Raw genomic sequence first — 22,346 nt, forward strand, 5'->3', positions numbered from 1 at the left:
CATTACATTCCGTTACACACAGGCACCTGCAAAAGGTGCCGGCCGTTACACGCGCACCTTCACATAGGTGCCGGGGGCATCACCCAGGGTTTTCATATGCTTGCCCGGTTTGCGGGCCGGAACGAGGGTGTCGTCCTGGGTTTCGATCCAGTGCTGCCAGTGCGTCCACCAGGAGCCGGGATGCTCCACCGCGGAGGCGAGCCACTGGCCAAAATCGCCTGTCGGTTTGCCGCCGGTCCAGTACTGGTATTTCTTGGCTGCCGGCGGGTTGACCACACCGGCAATGTGGCCGGAACCAGCCATCACAAACTCGACGTCGCCGCCGAAATATTGCGAGCCGAGAAACACCGAAAGGGCCGGCGCGATGTGATCTTCCTTCGACGCCAGGTTGTAAACCGGGATGGTGACGTCGGCCAGCGACACAGTGCGGCCGGCGAGTTCCATCACGCCACGAGTCAGATTGTTCTCGAGATAACAGTTGCGCAGGTAGAAGGAGTGGTTGGCGGCCGCCATGCGGGTGGAATCGGCGTTCCAGTAGAGCAGGTCGAAGGGAAGGGGATCCTTGCCGCGCATGTAATTGTTGATGACATAAGGCCAGATCAGGTCGCCCGAGCGCAGCATGTTGAAGGCGGTCGCCATCTTGGTGCCGTCGAGGTAGCCCTTTTCGTTCATCGATTTCTCGACCGCTGCCACCTGGTCCTCGTCGACGAAGACTTTCAGGTCGCCGGCATGGGTGAAGTCGACCTGCGTGGTGAAGAAGGTCGCCGATTTGATGCGGTTGTCGCCTTCCTGTGCCAGCAGTGCGAGTGCGGCCGCCAGCAGCGTGCCGCCGACGCAATAGCCGATGGCGTTGACCTCTTTCTCGCCGGTCGCCTTCTCGATCGTGTCGAGGCCGTATTGCAGGCCTTCCCGTATGTAAGCTTCCCAGCCCTTGGCGCCGTGCCGCTCGTCGGGATTGATCCAGGAGATGACGAACACGGTATGGCCTTGCTCGATCGCCCAGCGGATGAAGGACTTTTGCGGGTTGAGATCGAGGATGTAGAACTTGTTGATCCAGGGCGGGCAGATCAGCAGCGGGCGCTTGAGCACCGTCTCCGTCGTCGGATCGTACTGGATGATTTCGGCGACATCGCTGCGCCCGACCACCTTGCCGGGAGATGTCGCGACGTTCTTGCCGATCTCGAAGGGCGAATAGTCAGCTTGTCTCAGCTTCAGGTCGCCCTTGCCGGCGGCGATGTCTTCGGCCAGCATCTTCATGCCGCGCACCAGGTTTTCGCCATTCGAGGCAACGGTTTCTCGAAACAGCTCCGGATTGGTCAGGATGAAGTTCGACGGCGAGATGGCATTGGACACCTGCTTGACGTAGAAGCTGGCCTTATGGCGGGTGTGATCGTCGAGGCCTTCGGCGTGCTCGACCAGGTCGGCCGCCCAGCGCGAGGTGACGAGATAGGCCTGTTTGAGGAAATCGAAGAAAGCGTTGCGACCCCATTCGGGGTCTTGAAAACGCTTGTCGCCGCGCTCGGGCTTGACCGCATCTTCGGGCGCCTCGGCATTCGGGCTAACCTTCTGGATGGTGTTGCCCCAGACCGTCATGTAGCCGGCGAACAGTCGCGTCTGCGCTTCCAGCGCGCGTTGCGGGTCGGCCAGCCAATATTCGCTGAGCTTGGAAAAGGTTTTTACCATGTCGACCACGGGTTCGGCGACATGATCGCGCACCTCGCCCTTTTCGCGCGGCTCGGCCCAGGCGGAGGCGGCTTTGCCGGCCTGCTCGACCATGCGCGCCATGTTCAACGCGAAGCGTTCCGGGTCTTTCACCAGATATTGCTCGACGGTCGAAGATTGATCATCTTCCGCTTTGCTCGAATCAGGTGTTTTGGACATGGCTCGCGGGGTTCCTCCCGAGGCGTTTTCTTGACATATTATCATGGGACATCTGACCGGGTCCAATGCGCTGTACCCCGGCTGCCAGGAAAACAATATGACGATTAACACCGGCGAGACCATTTTTTCGGGGGCAGGCCGCTTTTGCCGCATCGCGGTTGCAATCGCCTGTCTGGCGCCAGGGCTGCTGGCGGCAAGTGGCTGCACGAGCGCCAACACCGGCAACGGGATGAATGTCGGCCTGACCCAGGGCGCGCAGGACACCGGCTCTTATCCCAATCTCAACATCCCACCGCAGGTGGCGGCAAAGCAACTCACCCCTGAGGAGACGCAGGCCAAGCTTGCCCAGTTGAAGGGCGAACAGCAGGGGCAAGTGGCCAAGGGCGGCGGCGGTGCCCCGTCCACCAGCCCGGCGGCGCTGAATTCGCTGGCGAAGAACCATGGCAAGGACACGCTGAAGCAGATCGAAGCCAAATGCGATCCCGCCCTCGACCCTACCTGCAAATAAGGCTATATCGCGCGCCGAAAGCGGTCTTTGCCAAGGGCGCCTAGCCAAGCCAACTGTGCTGAAGCCAATCTTAAATCGTCTGGAACTGACATGGAAGAATTTCACAAGGTCCGCCGGCTTCCGCCCTACGTGTTCGAGCAGGTCAACCGGCTGAAGGCCAGCGCCCGTTCGCGCGGCGCCGACATTATCGACCTTGGCATGGGCAATCCCGACCTGCCGACTCCGAAGGCGATCGTCGACAAATTGTGCGAAGTGGTGCGCGATCCGCGCACGCATCGCTATTCCTCCTCGCGCGGCATCCCAGGTCTGCGCCGCGCCCAGGCCGCCTATTATCAGCGCCGTTTCGGCGTGAAGCTCAATCCCGACACGCAGGTGGTGGCGACGCTCGGTTCGAAGGAAGGCTTCGCCAATATGGCGCAGGCGATCACCGCGCCGGGCGACGTGATCCTGTGCCCCAACCCGACCTATCCGATCCATGCTTTCGGCTTCATCATGTCGGGCGGCGTCATCCGTTCGCTGCAGGTCGAGCCGGATGACGGCTTCATCCCGGCGCTCGAGCGCGGTGTCCGTCATTCGATCCCGAAGCCACTGGCATTGATCCTCAACTATCCGTCTAACCCGACGGCGCTGGTCGCCTCGCTCGATTTCTACAAGGACGTGGTCGCCTTCGCCAAGAAGAACGACATCATCATCCTGTCGGACCTTGCCTATTCGGAGATCTATTTCGACGGCAATCCGCCGCCTTCGGTGCTGCAAGTGCCGGGCGCCATCGATGTCTGCGTCGAGTTCACCTCGATGTCGAAGACCTTCTCCATGCCCGGCTGGCGCATGGGCTTTGCCGTCGGCAACGAGCGGCTGATCTCGGCGTTGACGCGGGTGAAGTCCTATCTCGATTACGGCGCCTTCACGCCGATCCAGGTGGCGGCGGCGCATGCGCTGAATGGCGACGGCGCCGACATCGCCGAAGTGCGCGAGGTCTATTTGAAGCGCCGCGACGTCATGGTCGATGCCTTCAGCCGCGCCGGCTGGACCATTCCGGCACCGGCTGCCTCGATGTTCGCCTGGGCGCCGATCCCGGAGCCGTTCAAGCATCTCGGCTCGCTTGAGTTTTCCAAGCTCCTGATCGAGCACGCCGACGTGGCGGTGGCGCCGGGCATCGGCTTTGGCGAGCATGGCGACGATCACGTCCGCATCGCGCTGGTCGAGAACGAGCACCGGATCCGGCAGGCGGCGCGCAACATCAAGCGCTTCCTGGCGTCCAGCGCCAAGCAGCCGAACAATGTGGTGCCGCTCGCCGCGCATCGCTAAAGTCGCCGCACATCTTATTCGAGCAGATTTTTTGAGGGGCGTCGCCGGGCATGGCTGAAGCGTTGCGTGTTGGAATTGCGGGTCTGGGTACGGTCGGCGCCTCGGTGGCGCGCGTGCTGCGCGACAAGGCAGCGGAGCTGACGCGCCAGTGCGGACGCGATGTCATCGTCACGACCGTTTCCGCGCGCGATCCCAAGCGCGACCGTGGCGTCGACCTCAGCGCCGCCAAATGGTTCGACGATCCGATCAAGATGGCGCAGGCCGCCGATATCGACGTCTTCGTCGAACTGATCGGCGGCGACGAAGGGGCAGCGCGCGCGTCGGTCAAGGCAGCACTTGAAGCCGGACGTCATGTCGTCACCGCCAACAAGGCGCTGTTGGCCAAGCACGGCGTGGCGCTTGCCGAAATCGCCGAGAAGAGGGGCGTGCTGCTCAACTACGAGGCGGCAGTTGCCGGCGGCATCCCGGTCATCAAGACGATGCGCGAGGCGATGGCCGGCAATTCGGTCACCCGCGTTTTCGGCATCCTCAACGGCACCTGCAACTACATCCTGACCCGCATGGAGGCCGAGGGCATCTCCTTCGACGAGTGCCTGAAGGACGCGCAACGGCTGGGCTACGCCGAAGCCGATCCGACTTTCGATATCGAGGGCCATGACACGGCGCATAAATTGTCGATCCTGACCAGCCTGGCCTTCGGCACCAGGATCGCCGCCAACGACATCTACATGGAAGGCATTTCCAATATCAGCCAGGCCGATATCCGCGCCGCGGGCGACCTTGGCTACCGGATAAAACTGCTCGGCGTCGCGCAGCGCACCGACAGCGGCATCGAGCAGCGTGTGCACCCGACCATGGTGCCGACCGCGTCGGTGATCGCACAGGTGCATGGCGTTACCAATGCGGTGGCCATCGAAACCGACATTCTGGGCGAACTGCTGCTCTCCGGCCCGGGCGCCGGCGGCAACGCCACCGCGTCCGCCGTGGTCGGCGATATCGCCGACATCGCAAAGAGCCGGCCGGGCTTCCAGCACGGTCCGGTGTTCGGCCTGCCGGCCAAGGAACTGCGCCCCTACAAGAAGGCGCAGATGCGCAGCCATGCCGGCGGCTATTTCATCCGGCTGACCGTGCACGACCGCATCGGCGTCTTCGCCGCGATCGCCAAGCGCATGGCGGACAACGACATTTCGCTGGAATCGATCGTCCAGCATGCCGTCAGCGGCGAGACGGACGCGCAAAAGACGGTGATCCTGGTCACCCACGAGACGACGGAAGCAGCGGTGCGCAAGGCTGTCGACGGCATCACCAAGGACGGCCACCTCACAGACAAGCCGCAGGTTATCCGCATCGAGCGTGCGGGCTAGGCCAAGTCATTTTTCTCCTTTAACCGATTGATGCTGCTGCTGAAAATGGTTTCGGACGCCATAATGCTCTCTCTCTTTGATTTGGAGCCGGATTGAGATTTCAGGTCGAACCCACCAGTCATCATCGGGTTCTGGCGGAGGCGTGAGCCGCGAGATCAAGGCGCGTCACCAGGAGGTGGAAAAGTTGAGACTTTCCTGTTTAGCCGTCGCATATTGCCGGAAATGACAATCTGTAGACTACGCCTCCTATGACGGGCGACAAACGCTTCTTCCTCGACGTCAGGCAGTCGGCGACCGGTGTTTCCTGGGAACACCGGTTGAGCGAGCGGCAGGACATGACTGCGCTGGCCATAGCGCAGGGCCACGGCGTGCCCGACATTGTGGCTCGCGTGCTCGCCGGGCGCGGCGTCACCGCGGACCAGGCCGAGCGCTTCCTCGATCCGACGATCCGCAATCTGTTGCCGGATCCGGCTTCGCTGACCGACATGGGCAAGGCTGCGACCCGCATCGCCGAAGCGGTCATGGCCAAGGAGAAGGTGGCAATCTTCGGCGACTACGATGTCGACGGCGCCGCCTCTTCGGCGTTGCTCAAGCGCTTCCTGACGCATTTCTCGGTGCCTTCGGAGATCTACATTCCCGACCGCATCTTCGAGGGCTACGGCCCCAATCCGGAGGCTATGCGCGAACTGGTCTCGCGCGGCGCGACGCTGATCGTCACCGTCGATTGCGGCACCAACAGCGCTGTCTCCATCGATGCCGTCAAGGCCGCAGGCGCCGATGTGGTGGTGCTCGACCACCATCAGGTCGGCGGCCCGCTGCCGGAGGCGACCGCGGTCGTCAATCCCAATCGCGAGGACGACCTTTCCGGGCAAGGCCATCTGTGCGCCGCCGGTGTCGTCTTCCTCACTCTGGTGCAGACGGCGAGGGTCCTGCGCAGCCGATTGCCCGACGCAGCGCCACCGGACCTGTTGTCGTTGCTCGACTTGGCGGCGCTGGCCACGGTTTGCGATGTGGTGCCGCTCATCGGCGTGAACCGCGCTTTCGTCGTCAAGGGACTGCAGATGGCGCGGCAGCAGAAGAATGAGGGGCTCGCCGCACTGGCGCGGGTGTCCCGCATCGGTGAGCCGATAAGCACCTTTCATCTCGCCTATCTGATTGGGCCGCGCATCAATGCCGGCGGCCGCATCGGCGATGCAGCACTTGGCAGCCGGCTGCTCGCCACCGACGATCCGGTTGAGGCCGGGACCATTGCCGAGACACTCGACCGGCTCAACCAGGAACGCCAGCAGATGGAGCTGGAGATGCTGGCAGCGGCGCGCGCCGAGGCTGACGCCGAACTTGCCGGCGGCAACGGGCCGGCCATCATCGTCACCGCCAGCACCAATTGGCATCCCGGCATTGTCGGCTTGATCGCCTCGCGGCTGAAGGACCATGCGCGGCGGCCGGCCTTCGCCATCGCCTTCAACGCCAATGGCATCGGCACCGGCTCTGGCCGTTCGGTGTCGGGCTTCGATCTCGGACGGCTGGTGCGCGCAGCCGCCGATGCCGGGCTGATCGTCAAGGGCGGCGGCCACGGCATGGCCGCCGGCATCACGGTGGAACGCGCCAAGCTCGGCGAACTCCGTGCTTTCTTCGAGGAGCGCGCGGCGGCCGAAGTGTTCCGGCTGCAGGACGAAGAAAGTCTGGCCGTCGACGGCGCGCTCGCCGCCGAGGGCGCGACGATTGCTTTGCTCGATGCATTGGAAAAGGCCGGGCCTTTCGGCGCCGGCCATGTCGCGCCGGTGTTCGCGCTGCCGCGCCATCGGCTGGCCGACGCGCGGGCTGTCGGCACCAACCACATCCGGGCTGATCTGCAGTCGGAAAGCGGCGGCCGCATCCAGGGCATCGCCTTTCGATCCGTCGATACCGCGCTGGGCGAATTCCTGTTCAAGAACAGGGGCAACACGATCCATGTAGCCGGCTCGCTGTCGGGGAATTATTGGAACGGCAACCGCACGGTGCAGTTCCGCATCACCGATGCGGCCAAAGCCTGACATTGCCGAACTGGTTTAAGCGAGAACCGTCTGCAGCCGCTTCAACTCGCTGATCTGCGCCATCGTCGCCTGGTAACCGACGCTGATCGCCTCATCCGCGCGGTGGAATTCGGTCAAGCCGATATGGCTGAGTTTCGGTTGCAGCGACATGTCGGGCGGATCGCCCGCCAGCCTTGCGCGTGAAATCCGGTCCTGGATGATGTTAAAGGCTTCGACCATGACGCCGGTGATGCCGAGACGGCTCTGGTGCGGCTGGTGGTCGGGGCTGGCCTGGCCTGGCCGGGGCGCGTCCTTCTCGATGAGCAGTTCGCCGGCGCTGTGCTTGATGACGGCGGCGCGGCCGAACAGATCGTAGTGAAGGTTGACCGCGACGACCAGCGGCTGCTCGTAGGCGCGGCAGACCGAAACCGGAACCGGGTTGACCAGCGCGCCGTCGACCAGAATGCGGCCGTTGCAATTCACCGGTTCGAACACGCCGGGCAGCGCATAGGAAGCCCGCATCGCGGTGATCAGCGAACCGCTGGACAGCCAGATCTCATGGCCGGTGCGAATTTCGGCGCCAACGGCGACGAAGGGTTTCGTGAGATCCTCGAAGCGGATGCCTGCCATGTGCTCGCGCAGCCTGACGTCCAGTTTCATGCCGCCGAACAGGCCGCTGCCGCGCAGATTGAGATCGAGCAGGCCGAAGATGCGCCGCTTGGTCAGGCTGCGGGCGAACTCCTCGAGTTCGTCCAGCTTGCCGGCGAGATAGCAGCCGCCAACCAGCGCGCCGATCGAGGTGCCGGCGATCATCGAGACTTCGATGCCGGCTTCGTCGAGCGCGCGCAGCACGCCAATGTGCGCCCAGCCGCGTGCGCAGCCGCCGCCCAGCGCGAGCGAAATGCCTGTCTTGCCCGCGGGTTGCGGGTCAGGCACCCCGCCGGACGATGAGGGGCCATTGGCCTCCCGCACGTCCGGTCTGCTACGCAATGACGCCCACTCGAGCATCATGATCTCCCTTGTCCCGCGTCCGTTCTACAGGAAGGACGTTTGAGAATAGTGAATATGAGTGGTTTGCGACTGTTGAATGGTTCACGCGGGCTTCCGATAGGTTTTTTCCGCATCGAACAGCGGCGTGCTGCCATCGTCGGCAAGCGTTGCCTTGCCGCCGATTAGCCCCACCGTCCGATAAAAACATGAACGCCGGCCGGTGTGACAAGTTGCGTCGTGGCCCAACACTTTGACGCGCAACCATATGGCGTCCTGGTCACAATCCGTGAGCATCTCGACGACGGTCTGAAAATTGCCTGATGTTTCGCCCTTCTTCCACAGCGTGCTGCGCGAGCGCGACCAGTAGTGCGCGATGCCGGTTTCGAGCGTCAGCGCCAGCGCCTCGGCATTCATATGCGCGACCATCAGCAGCATACCGTCAGCGGCGTCGGTGACGACGACGGTGACCAGCCCGGCAGCATCGAAGCGCGGGGAAAACACCGCGCCTTCTTCGAGAGCCTTCTTGTCTGATGGAGCCTTGGGAAATGTTAGTGCCGACATCGCCGGTCCTTGATCTAGCGATGCCGGCGAGAGGCTTACGCCCCGAGGCCGCGCACCATGGTGACGAAACGGACCTGTTCCTCGGGCGTGTCCTTGAACACGCCGGTGAAGGTCGAGGTCAGCGTGGTGGAGCCCTGCTTGCGGATGCCGCGCATGGCCATGCACATATGCTCGGCCTCGATCATGACGGCGACACCGCGCGGATTGAGCACGTCCTGGATGACGCCGGCGATCTGTGCGGTCATGGCCTCCTGAGTCTGCAGGCGATGGGCGAAGATATCGACCACACGGGCGATCTTGGACAGGCCGACGACCTTGCCATCCGGGAGGTAGCCGACATGCGCCTTGCCGATGATCGGCACCATGTGGTGCTCGCAATGCGAGTGGAACTGGATGTCCCTGACGATGACGAGATCGTCATAGCCGGCGACTTCCTCGAAAGTGCGGCCGAGCTCTTCGGCCGGGCACATGTCATAGCCGTTGAACATTTCGAGAAAGGCCTTGGTGACGCGCTTGGGCGTGTCGATCAGGCCCTCGCGGTCCGGATTGTCGCCGGTCCAGCGCAACAGCGTGCGCACGGCGGCCTCGACCTCGGCTTCGCTCGGCCTGTCGGTGACCGGCTTGTCCAGATAGTCGGAAGGGGGCATTATTTTCTTGATGACGGCATCCATAAAGGCGTCTCCCGTAGTTCCTCTCTCAGGAGGAACGAGTTGAACGGACCACGACCTTTCGGGTGCTGAAAACTCGCCCGGTTTCCAGCCCGCAAGCGGCGTGAACGAAATGGGCAAGGACGATGGCTTTGCGTTGCCTTGTCGATACCCGACTGCCACCATTATATATGGTCGTACGCAGCGAATGAAAGACGGTACAACGGCATTCGCTGTTCGCTTGGCGGCGACGGATTGGAAAAATATGATTGACGACGTCTACAATGCGAAAATTCTGGGATTTGCCGGAAACATCGCCCGCGTCGGCCGGCTCGATCATCCGGATGCGACGGCCAAGGCCCATTCCAAATTGTGCGGCTCGACGGTGACCATCGACCTCAAGATGGACAATGGCGTCGTCACCGATTTCGCGCATGACGTGAAGGCCTGCGCGCTCGGCCAGGCCTCGTCCTCGATCATGGCTCAACATGTCATCGGCGCCAGCGCCGACGAATTGCGGGCGGTGCGCGACACCATGCTGAAGATGCTCAAGGAAAACGGCGCGCCGCCGCAAGGCCGCTTTGCCGATCTGAGATATCTGGAGCCGGTGCGCGACTACAAGGCGCGCCATGCCTCGACCATGCTGACCTTCGATGCGGTCGTCGATGCCATCGGTCAAATCGAGAAGAAACGCGCAGAAGAAGCAGCGTGACATAGCGCGGGCTTCGCGCAGGACATGACGGAGGAAGTGTTTGCATTGGTTGATGGTGGCTTCGGGCCTTGTGGTTTCGCTGGTCACGAGTGGCTATGCTGCCGGCGCAGAAAACGCCTCGCAGCAGAAGGCTGCCGCCTACCTCGCTGACAAGCTGGCTGGCTGCTGGATTATCCCCGTCGGCGACGAACTTGTGGCCACACGCGTCAAAATCAGCTTTAACCGGGATGGTTCGCTGGCGGCGCCGCCGAAGGTACTCAATCTTGCAACAGAACCACAGGGCAAGAAGTTCGATGACAGCGCAGTTCGGGCGATTACCCGTTGTGCGCCCTTCATTGGCCTTGCGATTTATGCCGATAGCTACCAGGCTTGGCGCGAGACGACGGTCAATTTCGACGGCCGAGTGATGTCATCCGGCGCGCAGCAGAAATAGAACCGAGGGCTTAAGAAGCACGACGGCTTAGGTCTGCTGTTCCTGCGCCCGTCTGCTTTCGGCAAATTCGCTTCTCACCCAGTCGGCAAAGGCCTTAGCCGGCTCCGGCAGGTCCTTCAAACTCCTGGCCACCAGCCAGTAGGCGCCGGATGCGACGTCGATGTCGAACGGCTTGATCAGCGCGCCGGACGCAATCTCCTCGCCGATCTGCAAGAGGTCGCCCAGCGCCACGCCGTGGCCGAGCAGGGCGGCCTGCTTCGACAGCGACACATCCGCCAGCATAGGGCCGCGCGCCGGAATGGCGTCGGCGGCGACGCCAGCCGCTTCGAACCAGCGCGCCCAGCCCTGACGATTTTCCTCGTGCAACAGCGTGTAGCGGGCAAGGTCGAGCGGCTTTTCGAGGGCAGGGCCCGATCCCAGCAAGGCCGGCGACAGGACCGGTGAATCGACGGTCGAGGCTAGCCATTCGGCCTCGCTGCGCGGCCATGAGGTGGCGCGCGCGCTGAAGCGCAAGGCGAGTTCGGGCTGATCGCTGCGGAACTCGATCGGCCTTGGGTCAACTTCGAGGGAAACGTCGATATCGGGCCGCAACTGGCTGAAGCGGTTGAGCCGCGGCAACAGCCATACCGAGGCCAGCGACGGCTCGACACTGACGCGGACCACCGACTGCGCCGGAACAGCCACCAGGTCCGAAAGCAGCCTGTCGATGTCATCGAAACTCCTGACCAGCTGATCGAGCAGGCGCTGGCCGGCCTCGGTCAACTCGACGCGGCGGTGATGACGGTGGAACAAGGGCTGGTGCAGGAACTGCTCGAGTTCGCGGATCTGCCGACTGATGGCGGCCTGCGAGACGAACAGCTCCTCGGCGGCCCGGCTAAAGCTCAATTGCCGGCCGGCTGCCTCGAAACTTCGCAACGCCGTCAGGGGCAACCGTCCGCGCTTCATTTCGCATAACCCGAAGTTATCCGAACCGGAAATTATACTCGTTTGAAGGCGAAGGCCAGCGGGCGTCTAATCCGCCTCAAAGGAGATGCGCCATGATCCAGTTACTGAAGATCTTTTGCGATGTGATGCGGATCGCGACATTTCAGTGGCATGGCGACAGGCGGCATCATGTGCAGCGCACCGAGCAAAGGCCGGCCACCCGCTGGGCGGCTCCAGCGGAGCGGCATCCCTTTCGCCGCTCGCGACCCTGAAGCCGACAAAGAGGCGAGTGAAGAGGATTGCGTTTGCCGGCCGAAGCTCACATCTATCGGTTTGGAAACGCAAGCTGACCCGGAAGCCGGTTTCGGGGTCGCGTTCGGAAAGAGGCTGCAGTGGGCGACCAGCATCGGCATGTGCATGCCGCCGGACGGACCCGGCGCGGGCGCAACTGGCCCGGTCCCTGGCACAAAACACCCGGCCGCATTTTCGGCACGTCGCTGGTGCGACTCTATCAACTGACGCTGTCCGGATTTGTCGGCAATTCCTGCCGGCATCTGCCGACCTGTTCCGAATACGCGCATGAGGCGATCGCCCGCCATGGCCTGTGGGCCGGCGGCTTCATGGGGCTGTTCCGGGTGCTGCGCTGCGGGCCGTTCGGAACGCACGGCGTCGACCGCGTGCCGGAGGTACTCGATCAGCGCTATGTCTGGTTCATGCCATGGCGTTATTGGCAGATCGGCAGGAAGCGCGGCGAGGCCTGACGGCGGGCGCGCTGGTCCCTGATCCAGATCGCCAGCGCGGCATTTCTTTACAATCCGGTAAGGTTAACAACGCGCTGCACAAAGACTGCGCATTTGAGTCAAAATCGAGCCAAGACACTTCGCTAAGCGCCTCCTGTTCATTCCCAGGAGAGCCCACATGCGTCGGATCGAAACCCATCCCTTCATCATTGCCGCGGTCCTCTTCCTGCTGGCCTGGTTTCTGGGATTTCCGATGCGGGCGCAATCGGCGCCGCTTGGCGATGTCGCCTGCACGCTTATCCAGGACGCGGCGAGCGGCGAGACGCTCTATCAAAGCGGCGTCTGCGACCAACGCGTCAGCCCGGCGTCGACCTTCAAGGTGCCGCTGGCGCTGATCGGCTACGACAGCGGTATCCTGAGCGATGCGCATACGCCGACCTGGGACTACAAGCCTGAATTCAGGGCCGTGAGCCGCGACCACAAAGCCGTCGACCCGACTATCTGGGAGCGCGACTCGATCGTATGGTATTCGCGCGAGATCGTGCGCCGGCTCGGCGCAAAAAGCTTTGCCGGCTACGTCTCGAAATTCGGCTACGGCAACATGGATGTCTCGGGCGATGCCGACAAGGACAACGGGCTCACGCAATCCTGGATAAATTCCTCGCTTGAGATATCGCCGGTCGAACAGACAGCCTTCCTGCGCCAGCTGCTCGCCGGCAAGATGCCGGTTTCTGCCAAGGCGCATGAGATGACCCGAGCCATCCTGCCGACTTTCCAGGCCGGCGGCTGGACGGTGCGGGGCAAGACCGGCAGCACCAGGCTGGGAAACAGCAAGGACAAGCGCGCGCTGGGCTGGTTCGTCGGCTGGGCCGAAAAGGGCGGCCGCCGGATCGTCTTCGCCCGGCTGGTCGTCGACACCAAGCCGATCGACATGCCGAAAGGCCCGGCGACACGCGCGGCGTTACTGAGGGAGTTGCCGCAACTGGTGAAGTGAACTTGCTTTAGCTTCAAGTGCTCCGGCGGGCACGAAGGATGTGGCCGCCGGAATTCCTTGTATCCGCCTTTGGCGTCCTGGAGAAGCGGGCGGCGATGTCGCTGCTTTCCAGATCTTCGATCTCATCGAAGCCGAGCTCGCGCAGCGATTGCGCCAGTGCCGCGGGCACGAAGAAGCTGATCCAGGGCTCTCCGGCAGCGGCGACGCGCGCCGCATGGAAAGAGAGGGCAGCCTGTCCAGCCGCATCGCGGTTCTCGGCCGGCTCGCTGTAGTCGAAGACGACCTCCGAACCGGGCATGCCGGCAATCCAGGACAGGGTGCTGAAGATTGCGTCCTGGCTCAGATACGGAACGACACCCAGCCAGATGAAGAAACTGGGCTCGGTCTGCCGCAAACCGGCCGATGCCAGTTCATCCGCGGGGCGCTGGCGCTCGAAGTTGACCGGCACGAACATGGTGGCCCGCGGTTCGGCAAGACCAGCATCGGCGATGCATTTCCGTTTCCAGGCCTGTGTCGCCGGGTGATCGACTTCGAACACCGCGACATCAGGGTACGGATTGCGCAGCGAGAAAGTGTCGAGGCCGGCGCCGAGCACCACCACTTGCCGGACGCCCCGGCGCACCGCCGCAGCCAGCCAGTCCTCGGCGAGGCGGGCGCGCGCTGCCACGAACAGGCGCATGCGCCGGCTGCGCTCACCTTCCTGCTCGAGCTCCTGCACCGTCGGTGCGGCATCGCCCAGTATCGCACTCGCATATGGGTCGCGAAACAGCGCCGCCTGCTGCGAGAACTGGTGGAGGGCCCGCATGCGCGCGACGCCCAAGGCGGTTCGGCTGGGTTTTGCGTCTTCCATGCCGGGGATTCCAGCCTCGTGTCGGGGAAATTCGCAAGCCTGTGCGACTGGCCTGCGACATCTGTCGCGCCATTTCCTGACAGCTGCGCCAACGACGGCTCTTTACCTGATGCCGCGTGGCCTCTAAAACCCGCCCGCTGCCGGATGCCTCCGGCTTCACACCACGACCACCCGCGCTCGTTTGCGGGACTGGATAGGAGATACAAATGCTGAATTCCGTTTCCCTGACATTTCCCGATGGCTCCGTTCGCGACTATGACGCGGCGATGACCGGTGCGGGCCTCGCCGAATCGATCTCGAAGTCGCTGGCCAAGAAAGCCGTCGCCTATGCCATCGACGGCACCGTTCGCGATCTTTCCGACCCGCTTGGCAAGTCCGGCAAGGTCGAGATCATCACCCGCACCGATCCGCGCGCGCTGGAGCTCATCCGTCATGATGCAGCACACGTGCTGGCGGAGGCAGTGCAGGAACTGTGGCCGGGAACGCAAGTGACCATCGGGCCGGTGATCGAGAACGGATTCTATTACGACTTCGCCCGCAACGAGCCGTTCACGCCTGACGATTTCCCGGTGATCGAAAAGAAGATGCGCGAGATCATTGCGCGTAACAAGCCGTTCACCAAGGAAGTCTGGTCGCGCGACAAGGCGAAAAAGGTCTTTGCCGAGAAGGGCGAGCGCTACAAGCTCGAGCTGATCGACGCCATTCCCGAAGACCAGGATCTCAAGATCTATTCCCAGGGTGACTGGTTCGACCTCTGCCGCGGCCCACACATGGCCTCCACCGGGCAGATCGGCAACGCTTTCAAGCTGATGAAGGTGGCCGGCGCCTATTGGCGTGGCGATTCGAACAACCCCATGCTGACCCGCATCTACGGCACGGCCTGGGCCGAGCAAGCTGAACTCGATGCCTACCAGACGATGCTGGAAGAGGCAGAGAAGCGCGACCACCGCAAACTCGGCCGCGAGATGGACCTGTTCCATTTCCAGGAAGAGGGGCCGGGCGTCGTCTTCTGGCACGCCAAGGGCTGGAAGATGTTCCAGAATCTGGTCAACTACATGCGCCGCCGCCTCGACGAGCAGGGCTACCAGGAGGTCAACGCACCGCAGGTTCTCGACAAGAGCCTGTGGGAGACGTCGGGCCACTGGGGCTGGTATCGCGATGCCATGTTCAAGGTGACGGTGGCCGGCGACGACACCGACGACGACCGCGTGTTCGCGCTGAAGCCGATGAATTGTCCGGGTCACGTGCAGATATTCAAGCATGGGTTGAAATCCTATCGCGATCTGCCCGTAAAGCTTGCGGAATTCGGCAATGTGCATCGTTACGAACCGTCCGGCGCCTTGCACGGGCTGATGCGCGTGCGCGGCTTCACGCAGGACGATGCGCACATCTTCTGCACCGAGGAGCAGCTGGCGGCGGAGTGCCTGCGCATCAACGATCTGATCCTGTCGACCTACGCCGATTTCGGCTTCGACGATGTCAGCGTGAAGCTGTCGACGCGGCCGGATAAGCGCGTCGGCACCGACGAGGCCTGGGATCATGCCGAGGCGATCATGGGCAACGTGCTGGATACAATCAGGACGCGCTCGGGAAACCGCATCAAGACCTCGATCAATCCGGGCGAGGGCGCTTTCTACGGGCCGAAATTCGAATATGTGCTGAAGGACGCCATCGGCCGCGAATGGCAGTGCGGCACCACGCAGGTCGACTTCAATCTGCCGGAACGCTTTGGCGCCTTCTACATCGGTTCGGATTCGGAAAAGAAGCAGCCGGTGATGGTGCATCGCGCTATCTGCGGTTCGATGGAACGCTTTCTCGGCATCCTGATCGAGCATTATTCCGGCCATTTCCCGCTGTGGTTCGCGCCGCTGCAGGTGGTTGTGGCGACGATCACCTCGGATGCTGACGACTATGCGCGAAAGGTTGTCGCACAGTTGAAGGCGGCAGGACTTTTGGCCGAACCGGATCTGCGCAACGAGAAGATCAACTACAAGGTGCGTGAGCATTCGCTGGCCAAGGTTCCTGTGATCCTCGTCTGCGGCAAGCGCGAGGCGGAGGAGGAGACGGTCAACATCCGCCGGCTTGGCTCGCGCGATCAGGAATCGCTCAAGCTGGCCGACGCGCTGAAGCTGCTTTCCGACGAGGCTGTTTCGCCCGACCGAAGGCGCAACGCGGCCTGAGCAATCAATATTTCGGAGAAATGGCGGTGGAGCGATCCACCGCCATTTTCACATGCCTGTCACGCCAACCTTGTAACGAGCCCCCATGCTCAAGCTGAAGATACGGGAAAGACCGTTTCCCGAACTCTCCTACGCCAATGCGAGCCAGCCGGCGCTGACGCGCTGGTTCATCCATTCCATTGAAGGTCTGTCGGGGCGCGACCGGTATGCCGCGCTCTATGATTTCTGGCGCCGCCAGGTGGCGCCGACCGGCGAGCGGGTGTTCAGCCGCATGCTGCAGCTGATCGACGTCAAGGTGCGCAGCACCGATCAGTGGCCGCCGGCGGGGCTGCCCGACACGCCGCTGGTGATCGTCGCCAACCACCCGTTCGGCATTGGCGACGGCATTGCCGTGCTGTCGCTCGTCGAGCAGCTCGGGCGTCCGTTCCGCGTCATGATCCACAAGGATCTGCTGAAGATCCGCGAGATGGAACCGTACTCGCTGCCGATCGACTTTTCCGAGACCAAGGACGCGGTGAAGAACAACATGGCGGTGCGCCACGAGGCAGTGCGGCTGTTGAAAGAGGGCGTCACCATCGTCGTATTTCCGGCCGGCGGCGTCGCCACCGCGCCGAAAGGCTTTGGCCGGGCGCGCGACCTGCCGTGGAAGATGTTTCCGGCGCGCCTCGTGCAGGACGCCAAGGCGTCGGTGGTGCCGATGCATTTTTCAGGTCAGAACGGCCGGCTGTTCCATCTGGTCAGCGGTCCGATGAACATGGCCGAGCGCGAAGGAAGGCTGGCGAAATTCGTCGGCAAGGCGTCGCTGACGTTGCGCCTTTCAATGCTCATCCGCGAATTTGCGCGGCTGTCCGGCAAGGCGATCGACGTGCGCGTCGGCGATGTGCTGAGCTGGGATGAGTTGGAGCCATTGCGCGACCGCAAGACGCTGCTCGACCGTCTTCATCGCGGTGTCTTCGACCTAGCGCCCGACGCGCCGCGCGGCCGGGTCCACTTCCTGCAGCGCCGCCTGTGCAAGGCCGCCTGACGTAGCCCTGAACTACCACTTCAACTGAGCAGCCAAACCGATGCCAATGGGCGCGCCGGTCAGTCGGCGCCTTCCTCCGGATCGATCGCAGAGGCATCAGTGGCCAGCACCTCGATCTCCTGGTTCTGCCCAGCGACCACGGTGAAATCCTTCTGGTAGATGCGGTCGCGGTTCTTGGCGATGATGGTGTATTGGCCTTCGGCCAGCACCATCGAGGCGAAGGCGCCGACGGCCTCCTTGATCGGATCGCCGGATTCGTTGAGCAGCGACCAGGATGTATCGGCGATAGCCTCGCCGCCGGTCTCGCGCACCAGCTTCATGGTCTCCTCCGCCGCGCGATGCTCGACGGTGGCTTCGGTCAGCTTGCCGGCTTCGACACGGATGTCGGAGCGAATGACGGCATTGACCGCGCCATAGGTGGAGACGACATGATAAACGCCGGCGTTGAGCCGCACGACGCTGTTCGGCTCGACATCGGGAATGATCAAAGCGCGGTCGCCATTGGCCTCGGCGGTGCCCTCATAAATGGAGAAGCGCAGTTTTTTCGGCGGAATACGCGCGCCGCCCGACAGCACCGCGTCGAGCTTGAGGCCGCCGGCATCGAGCACCAGGCTTTCGCGCCTGGCGTCCTTGCCGACGGTGATGCGCTTGGTGGCGCCGGCGCGTCCGTATGAGGCGTGGACCAGATAGCTGCCGGGTTCGAGCTGGAACACGGCGCTGCCGCCATGCGCGGAAGCCACCATCGGCAGCTTGCCGTCGCCGGCGGCCTCGGGCTTGAAGACGCGCCAGACGATGCCGCGCGTGATGTCGGCGCCCTTGTCGGTCAACTGCGCCGACAGCGTTATGGCACCGCCGCCACCGAGTGCCAGCGGCGTCTCGCCCTTGGGCGGTGCATAGCTCGAAATATCGGGGAGTTTCAGATTGCCGATGCCGTCGGCATTCTGCGCCATGGCCATCGAGGCCGGCGCAAACAGCGCTACGGCGAGCCAAATCAGGAAAAGGCGCGATCTCCCCTCAAACATGCCTTGCGTTGAAGCCCAAGGCGGTGGCAATTTCAAGGCTTAAGAGTCCGACCGCCTTGGCAACAGGTTCTTTCGTCCGGCGCGCCCGCGCCAATGCCCGAGCCGCCCCGATCCGCAATGGCGCGCTTCAGCTCAAAATCGAGTGCTTTAGGAGACCTGGCCCCCATGGCGTCGCCGATCATCGACTTCCTGCTGACCCGAAACTCCGCACCGATTCCTGAATTGAAGGAACCGGCGCCCAGCGATGGCGATATCGCGACCATGATCGCGGCTGCAAGCCGTGTGCCCGATCACGGCCGACTGGAGCCGTGGCGCTTCATCCTTTATCGCGGCGAGGCGCGATTCGAGATCGGCAGGAAGCTGGCGGCGCTCGCCGAACAGCGCGAAGGGCCGCTGCCGGAAAACCGCCGCAACCAGGAGCTTGCGCGGTTTTCCCGCGCGCCGCTGGTGATCGGCGTGGTGTCGGTTCCGAAGGACAATCCAAAAATCCCGCAATGGGAAATGTTCCTGTCCGGCGGCATGGCGGCGCTGAACCTGATGATTGCAGCCAATGCGCTGGGCTATGGCACCAACATGATCAGCAACTGGTATTCCGATGTGGCCGAGGGCAGGGCGATCCTGGGGTTGGCGCCGCAGGAGCGCGTCGTCGGCTTTATCCATATCGGCTCCTGGCAGGGACCGGCGCCGGAACGGCCGCGGCCCGATCCGGCAAAGCTCTATGCCGATTATGCGGGGCCGTGGAACGGCTGACACCCGAAAGCGATTCCCCTTTATTTAAACACAGGCTAAGACAGCGGCTTCGGCGATGCGTTGGGGGTTGGCGCATCGACCATGGGGATTGGGGGTCGCTGGCGACATGAACAAAGGAGACTCGCTGCGAACCCGGCTGCGCTATGGGTTCGACAAGAGCATGGCCGCCGGCCCGATCGCGCTAATCGGCTGGCTCGCCGTTGCTTCGCTGCTGATCATCATTGCCTCCGCGGCTTTCCTTGCGGTGACCCGCATCGCGCCGGAGGGCGGCGAACCGCTGAACTTCTTCGAAGCGTTCTGGGAATCGCTGATGCGCACGCTCGATTCCGGCACGATGGGCGGCGACACCGGCTGGGCCTTCCGTCTCGTCATGCTGTTTGTCACGCTTGCCGGCATCTTCGTCGTGTCGGCCCTCATCGGCGTGCTCAGCGCCGGCGTCGACAGCAAGCTCGATGAATTGCGCAAGGGTCGTTCGCGGGTGCTGGAGAGCGACCACACCATCATCCTCAACTGGTCGCCGTCGGTCTTCGACGTCATCTCCGAACTCGTCATTGCCAATGCCAGCCGCCGCCATCCGCGCATTGTCGTCATGGCCAATATGGACAAGGTGGCGATGGAGGACGAGATCGCCGCCAAAGTCGACAGACTGGGCAATACACGCATCATCTGCCGCAGCGGCGACCCAACCGACCTATATGATCTGGCCATCGTCAACCCGCAGACCTCGCGCTCGATCATCGTGCTGTCGCCGGACGGCGACGACCCGGATTCGCAGGTGATCAAGACGGTGCTGGCGCTGGCCAACGACCCGAACCGGCGCACGGCGCCCTATAACATCGCCGCCGAGATCCGCGACGGAAAGAACGCCGAGGTCGCCCGCGTCGTCGGCGGGGCCGAGGTACAGCTTGTCCTGGCCGACCAGCTGATCTCGCGCATTGTCGTGCATTCGAGCCGGCAGTCGGGTCTCAGCGGCGTCTATTCGGAGCTGCTCGATTTCGACGGCTGCGAAATCTACACGACCGAGCAGCCTGATCTCACCGGCAAGACCTTCGGCGAGGCAGTGATGGCGTATGAGCATTGCACGCTGATCGGGCTCTGCGACCAGCAGGGGCGCGTCAATCTCAACCCGCCGTCGGAGCTGGTAATCGGCAAGGACATGCGCGCCATCATCATTGCCGAGGACGATGCCGCCATCAAGCTGGGAAGCGCCGGAGCCAAGATCGATGCCGCGGCGATTCTTCGCCATCAGCCCATCGAGGCGAAGCCGGAGCGCACGCTGATCCTTGGCTGGAACCGGCGCGGTCCGATCATAACCTATGAACTGTCGCGCTATGTCGCGCCTGGTTCGATCCTGACCATCGCCGCCGATACGCCAGGCCTCGAACAGGAAGTTGCCGGGCTGCCGGTCGTCGGCGACAATCTGTCGGTTTCCTGCCGGATCACCGACACGTCGAGCAGCACAGCACTGGCAAGCCTGGACGTGCCTTCCTACGACCACGTGCTCGTCCTCGGCTACAGCGAGACCATGGCAGCGCAGCCCGCCGATACGCGCACGCTGGTGACGCTGCTGCATCTGCGCAAAATCGCAGACGATGCCGGCACGCATATCTCGATTGTCAGCGAAATGATCGACGTGCGCAACCGCGAGCTGGCGGCGGTGACCAAGGCCGATGACTTCGTCGTCAGCAACCGGCTGGTCAGCCTGATGCTGGCGCAGGCATCGGAGAACCAGCATCTCGCAGCGATCTTCGATGACCTGCTCGACGAGGAGGGCTCCGAAATCTACATGCGTCCGGTCGGCCACTATGTCGCCATCGATCAGCCGGTGACGTTCTGGACGATCGCGGAATCGGCGCGGCTGCGCGGCGAGATCGCCATCGGACATAGGCGCGTTCGCGCTGCGCAGAGTGATGAGCGGGCTCTGGGCGGCGTCACCGTCAACCCGTTGAAGTCGCAAGCGCTGGCCTACCTGCCTGAGGACCGGGTCATCGTGCTGGCGCGGGACTAAACCCCGACTGCCTTGGCGCGAGCCAGAAGCCGTTCGGCGAGCCTGAGATGCGGCCGGTCATACATCTTGCCGTCAATGCCGACCACGCCGGGATTTCCGGCCGCCTCGAAGGCCGCGACGATGGCCTGCGAGCGTTGCACTGCCTCCGCCGATGGCGTGAAGGCGGCGTTGATGACCGGCACTTGCGCCGGATGGATCGCCATCTTGCCGGCAAAGCCGTCACGCTCGGCCTCCGTGCATTCGGCTTCGAAGGCGGCCATGTCGCGAAAGGCAGGGAAAACCGTGTCGATCGCCGCGACTTCAGCTGCGCCGGCGGCAAGGATGGTCATGGTGCGGGCAAGGCGGAAGACATCGGTGTAGCGGCCGTTGTCGTCGCGCGCAGCCTGCGCGCCGATCGCCGCCGACAGATCTTCGGCACCCCAGGTGAGGCCGGCAAGCCTGGCGCTTGCCCCGGCATAGGTCGCGGCGGCCAGCAACCCAGCAGCGGTCTCGGTAATGATCGGCAGGATCTTGATCGCGCCATCCGGCAATCCGTTTTCGGCCTCATGTACGCGGAGCTTTACGGATAGCTGCTGGACATCCTGGCCGCTGTTCGACTTCGGCAGCATGATGCCGTCGGGTTTGACCGGAACCAGGGCGGCCAGATCATCGTCGGTCAACCCGGTCGATAGGTCGTTGACTCTGATATAGATGGCGGAGCTTGTCTGCTGCCTGTTGCCGGCAATAAAGCGTGCTGCGATGTCGCGTGCCGACGGCTTGTTTTGTGGCGCCACGGAATCCTCAAGGTCGACGATGACCACGTCGGCGCCGGCGCCAAAACCCTTCTCCAGTTTCTTTTTGGAATCCCCGGGCACAAACAGCAGCGAGCGCATCAGGCCGCCTTTTTCATCATCATCGCCTGGCGCGTGCATTTGGCAACGAGCACATCGTTCTGATTGTAGGCGTGATGCTCGAACTCGACGATGCCGCGGTCCGGCTTCGATTTCGAGTCCCTGACCGAGAGCACCGTCGTTTCGACACGGATGGTGTCGCCGTGGAAGACCGGGTGCGGAAACACCGTCTCCTTCATGCCGAGATTGGCAATTGTGGTGCCGACGGTGATGTCATTGACGGAAATGCCGATCATCAGGCCGAGCGTGAACAGCGAATTGACCAGCGGTCTGCCCCATTCGCTCTTGGCGGCGAAGTCGAAGTCGATGTGCAGCGGCTGTGGGTTCAGCGTCATCACCGAGAACAGCATGTTATCGCTTTCGGTGACGGTCTTGCGCAGCGTGTGCCGAAAGACATGTCCGACGACGAACTCTTCGAGATAAAGCCCGGGCATCGTTTTTCTCCTCCGCTGCCTGACGGTTGATAGGCGCTGCCCATGCCACCCGCAAGCCAGTTAATAAACATGGTGAACCGTTCGTAAACCATTTCTGCCTAGGGTCATTCCTGG

21 protein-coding genes are annotated in these 22,346 nt (G+C 63.0%); 12 read left to right on the forward strand and 9 right to left on the reverse strand.

What is annotated here, in order from left to right; genetic code table 11:
* Nucleotides 1-45 precede the first annotated feature (45 nt).
* Complete coding sequence (gene phaC / locus NKI46_RS07485) at nt 46-1,881, reverse strand: class I poly(R)-hydroxyalkanoic acid synthase (protein ID WP_352745573.1); 1,836 nt, start codon at nt 1,879-1,881, stop codon at nt 46-48.
* Nucleotides 1,882-1,978: 97 nt separating this feature from the next.
* On the opposite strand from phaC, the gene NKI46_RS07490 reads away from it, so the two are divergent.
* The 4 genes from NKI46_RS07490 (at nt 1,979) to recJ (ending at nt 7,094) form a co-directional block, all read left to right on the forward strand.
* Nucleotides 1,979-2,389 (forward strand): hypothetical protein, encoded by a 411-nt coding sequence (locus NKI46_RS07490; RefSeq protein WP_023667627.1) that lies wholly within the window; start codon nt 1,979-1,981, stop codon nt 2,387-2,389.
* 90 nt (nt 2,390-2,479) lie between these two features.
* Complete coding sequence (locus NKI46_RS07495; RefSeq protein WP_023681615.1) at nt 2,480-3,697, forward strand: LL-diaminopimelate aminotransferase; 1,218 nt, start codon at nt 2,480-2,482, stop codon at nt 3,695-3,697.
* 50 nt (nt 3,698-3,747) lie between these two features.
* Complete coding sequence (locus tag NKI46_RS07500; RefSeq protein WP_023695460.1) at nt 3,748-5,061, forward strand: homoserine dehydrogenase; 1,314 nt, start codon at nt 3,748-3,750, stop codon at nt 5,059-5,061.
* 248 nt (nt 5,062-5,309) lie between these two features.
* Entirely contained in the window at nt 5,310-7,094 is a 1,785-nt protein-coding gene (gene recJ, locus NKI46_RS07505; RefSeq protein WP_023695459.1) for a single-stranded-DNA-specific exonuclease RecJ, read from the forward strand.
* 15 nt (nt 7,095-7,109) lie between these two features.
* Here recJ and NKI46_RS07510 read toward each other — a convergent pair whose 3' ends face one another.
* The 3 genes from NKI46_RS07510 to folE form a co-directional block, all read right to left on the reverse strand.
* Nucleotides 7,110-8,081: a patatin family protein gene (locus tag NKI46_RS07510; RefSeq protein ID WP_023667624.1), complete on the reverse strand. Its 972-nt coding sequence runs from the start codon at nt 8,079-8,081 to the stop codon at nt 7,110-7,112.
* A gap of 84 nt (nt 8,082-8,165) precedes the next feature.
* Nucleotides 8,166-8,624, reverse strand: a complete 459-nt coding sequence (gene hisI / locus NKI46_RS07515; protein ID WP_023695458.1) for a phosphoribosyl-AMP cyclohydrolase — start codon at nt 8,622-8,624, stop codon at nt 8,166-8,168.
* A gap of 35 nt (nt 8,625-8,659) precedes the next feature.
* Nucleotides 8,660-9,295, reverse strand: coding sequence for a GTP cyclohydrolase I FolE (gene folE / locus NKI46_RS07520; RefSeq protein WP_023667622.1), 636 nt, complete (start codon nt 9,293-9,295; stop codon nt 8,660-8,662).
* Between the two features lie 241 nt (nt 9,296-9,536).
* Between folE and NKI46_RS07525 the strand changes: the two genes are divergently transcribed.
* Together NKI46_RS07525 and tolA are read left to right on the forward strand one after the other, a co-directional pair.
* The gene (locus tag NKI46_RS07525; RefSeq protein ID WP_023691130.1) at nt 9,537-9,983 is read left to right on the forward strand and encodes an iron-sulfur cluster assembly scaffold protein; all 447 of its coding nucleotides are present in this window, start codon (nt 9,537-9,539) and stop codon (nt 9,981-9,983) included.
* A gap of 40 nt (nt 9,984-10,023) precedes the next feature.
* Complete coding sequence (gene tolA / locus NKI46_RS07530; RefSeq protein ID WP_155923149.1) at nt 10,024-10,416, forward strand: cell envelope integrity protein TolA; 393 nt, start codon at nt 10,024-10,026, stop codon at nt 10,414-10,416.
* 27 nt (nt 10,417-10,443) lie between these two features.
* Here tolA and NKI46_RS07535 read toward each other — a convergent pair whose 3' ends face one another.
* Entirely contained in the window at nt 10,444-11,361 is a 918-nt protein-coding gene (locus tag NKI46_RS07535; RefSeq protein ID WP_023667619.1) for a LysR substrate-binding domain-containing protein, read from the reverse strand.
* A gap of 371 nt (nt 11,362-11,732) precedes the next feature.
* Here NKI46_RS07535 and yidD point away from each other — a divergent pair, with 371 nt between their 5' ends.
* A complete protein-coding gene (gene yidD, locus NKI46_RS07540; RefSeq protein ID WP_352745579.1) occupies nt 11,733-12,101 on the forward strand; it encodes a membrane protein insertion efficiency factor YidD in 369 nt (122 codons plus the stop codon).
* Between the two features lie 157 nt (nt 12,102-12,258).
* A complete protein-coding gene (gene blaOXA / locus NKI46_RS07545) occupies nt 12,259-13,074 on the forward strand; it encodes a class D beta-lactamase (RefSeq protein ID WP_023667616.1) in 816 nt (271 codons plus the stop codon).
* A 13-nt stretch (nt 13,075-13,087) separates the two neighbouring features.
* On the opposite strand, the gene NKI46_RS07550 is transcribed toward blaOXA, so the two are convergent.
* The gene (locus NKI46_RS07550) at nt 13,088-13,924 is read right to left on the reverse strand and encodes an SAM-dependent methyltransferase (RefSeq protein WP_352745582.1); all 837 of its coding nucleotides are present in this window, start codon (nt 13,922-13,924) and stop codon (nt 13,088-13,090) included.
* Between the two features lie 206 nt (nt 13,925-14,130).
* Between NKI46_RS07550 and thrS the strand changes: the two genes are divergently transcribed.
* Together thrS and NKI46_RS07560 are read left to right on the forward strand one after the other, a co-directional pair.
* Nucleotides 14,131-16,104 (forward strand): threonine--tRNA ligase, encoded by a 1,974-nt coding sequence (gene thrS / locus NKI46_RS07555; protein ID WP_352745584.1) that lies wholly within the window; start codon nt 14,131-14,133, stop codon nt 16,102-16,104.
* Between the two features lie 85 nt (nt 16,105-16,189).
* The gene (locus tag NKI46_RS07560; RefSeq protein ID WP_352745587.1) at nt 16,190-17,128 is read left to right on the forward strand and encodes a lysophospholipid acyltransferase family protein; all 939 of its coding nucleotides are present in this window, start codon (nt 16,190-16,192) and stop codon (nt 17,126-17,128) included.
* 59 nt (nt 17,129-17,187) lie between these two features.
* Here the strand turns inward: NKI46_RS07560 and NKI46_RS07565 are convergent, their stop codons facing one another.
* Nucleotides 17,188-18,150: an RgsD C-terminal domain-containing protein gene (locus NKI46_RS07565; protein ID WP_023701214.1), complete on the reverse strand. Its 963-nt coding sequence runs from the start codon at nt 18,148-18,150 to the stop codon at nt 17,188-17,190.
* 165 nt (nt 18,151-18,315) lie between these two features.
* Here NKI46_RS07565 and NKI46_RS07570 point away from each other — a divergent pair, with 165 nt between their 5' ends.
* Nucleotides 18,316-18,900 carry a nitroreductase family protein gene (locus NKI46_RS07570; RefSeq protein ID WP_352745590.1) on the forward strand — a complete coding sequence of 195 codons (585 nt, stop codon included), beginning with the start codon at nt 18,316-18,318 and terminating at the stop codon, nt 18,898-18,900.
* Nucleotides 18,901-19,006: 106 nt separating this feature from the next.
* Nucleotides 19,007-20,908: a CASTOR/POLLUX-related putative ion channel gene (locus NKI46_RS07575; RefSeq protein WP_352745593.1), complete on the forward strand. Its 1,902-nt coding sequence runs from the start codon at nt 19,007-19,009 to the stop codon at nt 20,906-20,908.
* On the opposite strand, the gene NKI46_RS07580 is transcribed toward NKI46_RS07575, so the two are convergent.
* Both NKI46_RS07580 and NKI46_RS07585 read right to left on the reverse strand, forming a co-directional pair.
* Nucleotides 20,905-21,780 (reverse strand): HpcH/HpaI aldolase/citrate lyase family protein, encoded by an 876-nt coding sequence (locus tag NKI46_RS07580; RefSeq protein WP_023701211.1) that lies wholly within the window; start codon nt 21,778-21,780, stop codon nt 20,905-20,907. The genes NKI46_RS07575 and NKI46_RS07580 overlap by 4 nt on opposite strands.
* Nucleotides 21,780-22,292 (reverse strand): MaoC family dehydratase, encoded by a 513-nt coding sequence (locus NKI46_RS07585; RefSeq protein WP_444848965.1) that lies wholly within the window; start codon nt 22,290-22,292, stop codon nt 21,780-21,782. The genes NKI46_RS07580 and NKI46_RS07585 overlap by 1 nt, the downstream gene beginning before the upstream one ends.
* Nucleotides 22,293-22,346: the final 54 nt, after the last annotated feature.

The sequence above is a fragment of the Mesorhizobium sp. M0615 genome (assembly GCF_040320805.1).
GTDB lineage: Bacteria > Pseudomonadota > Alphaproteobacteria > Rhizobiales > Rhizobiaceae > Mesorhizobium.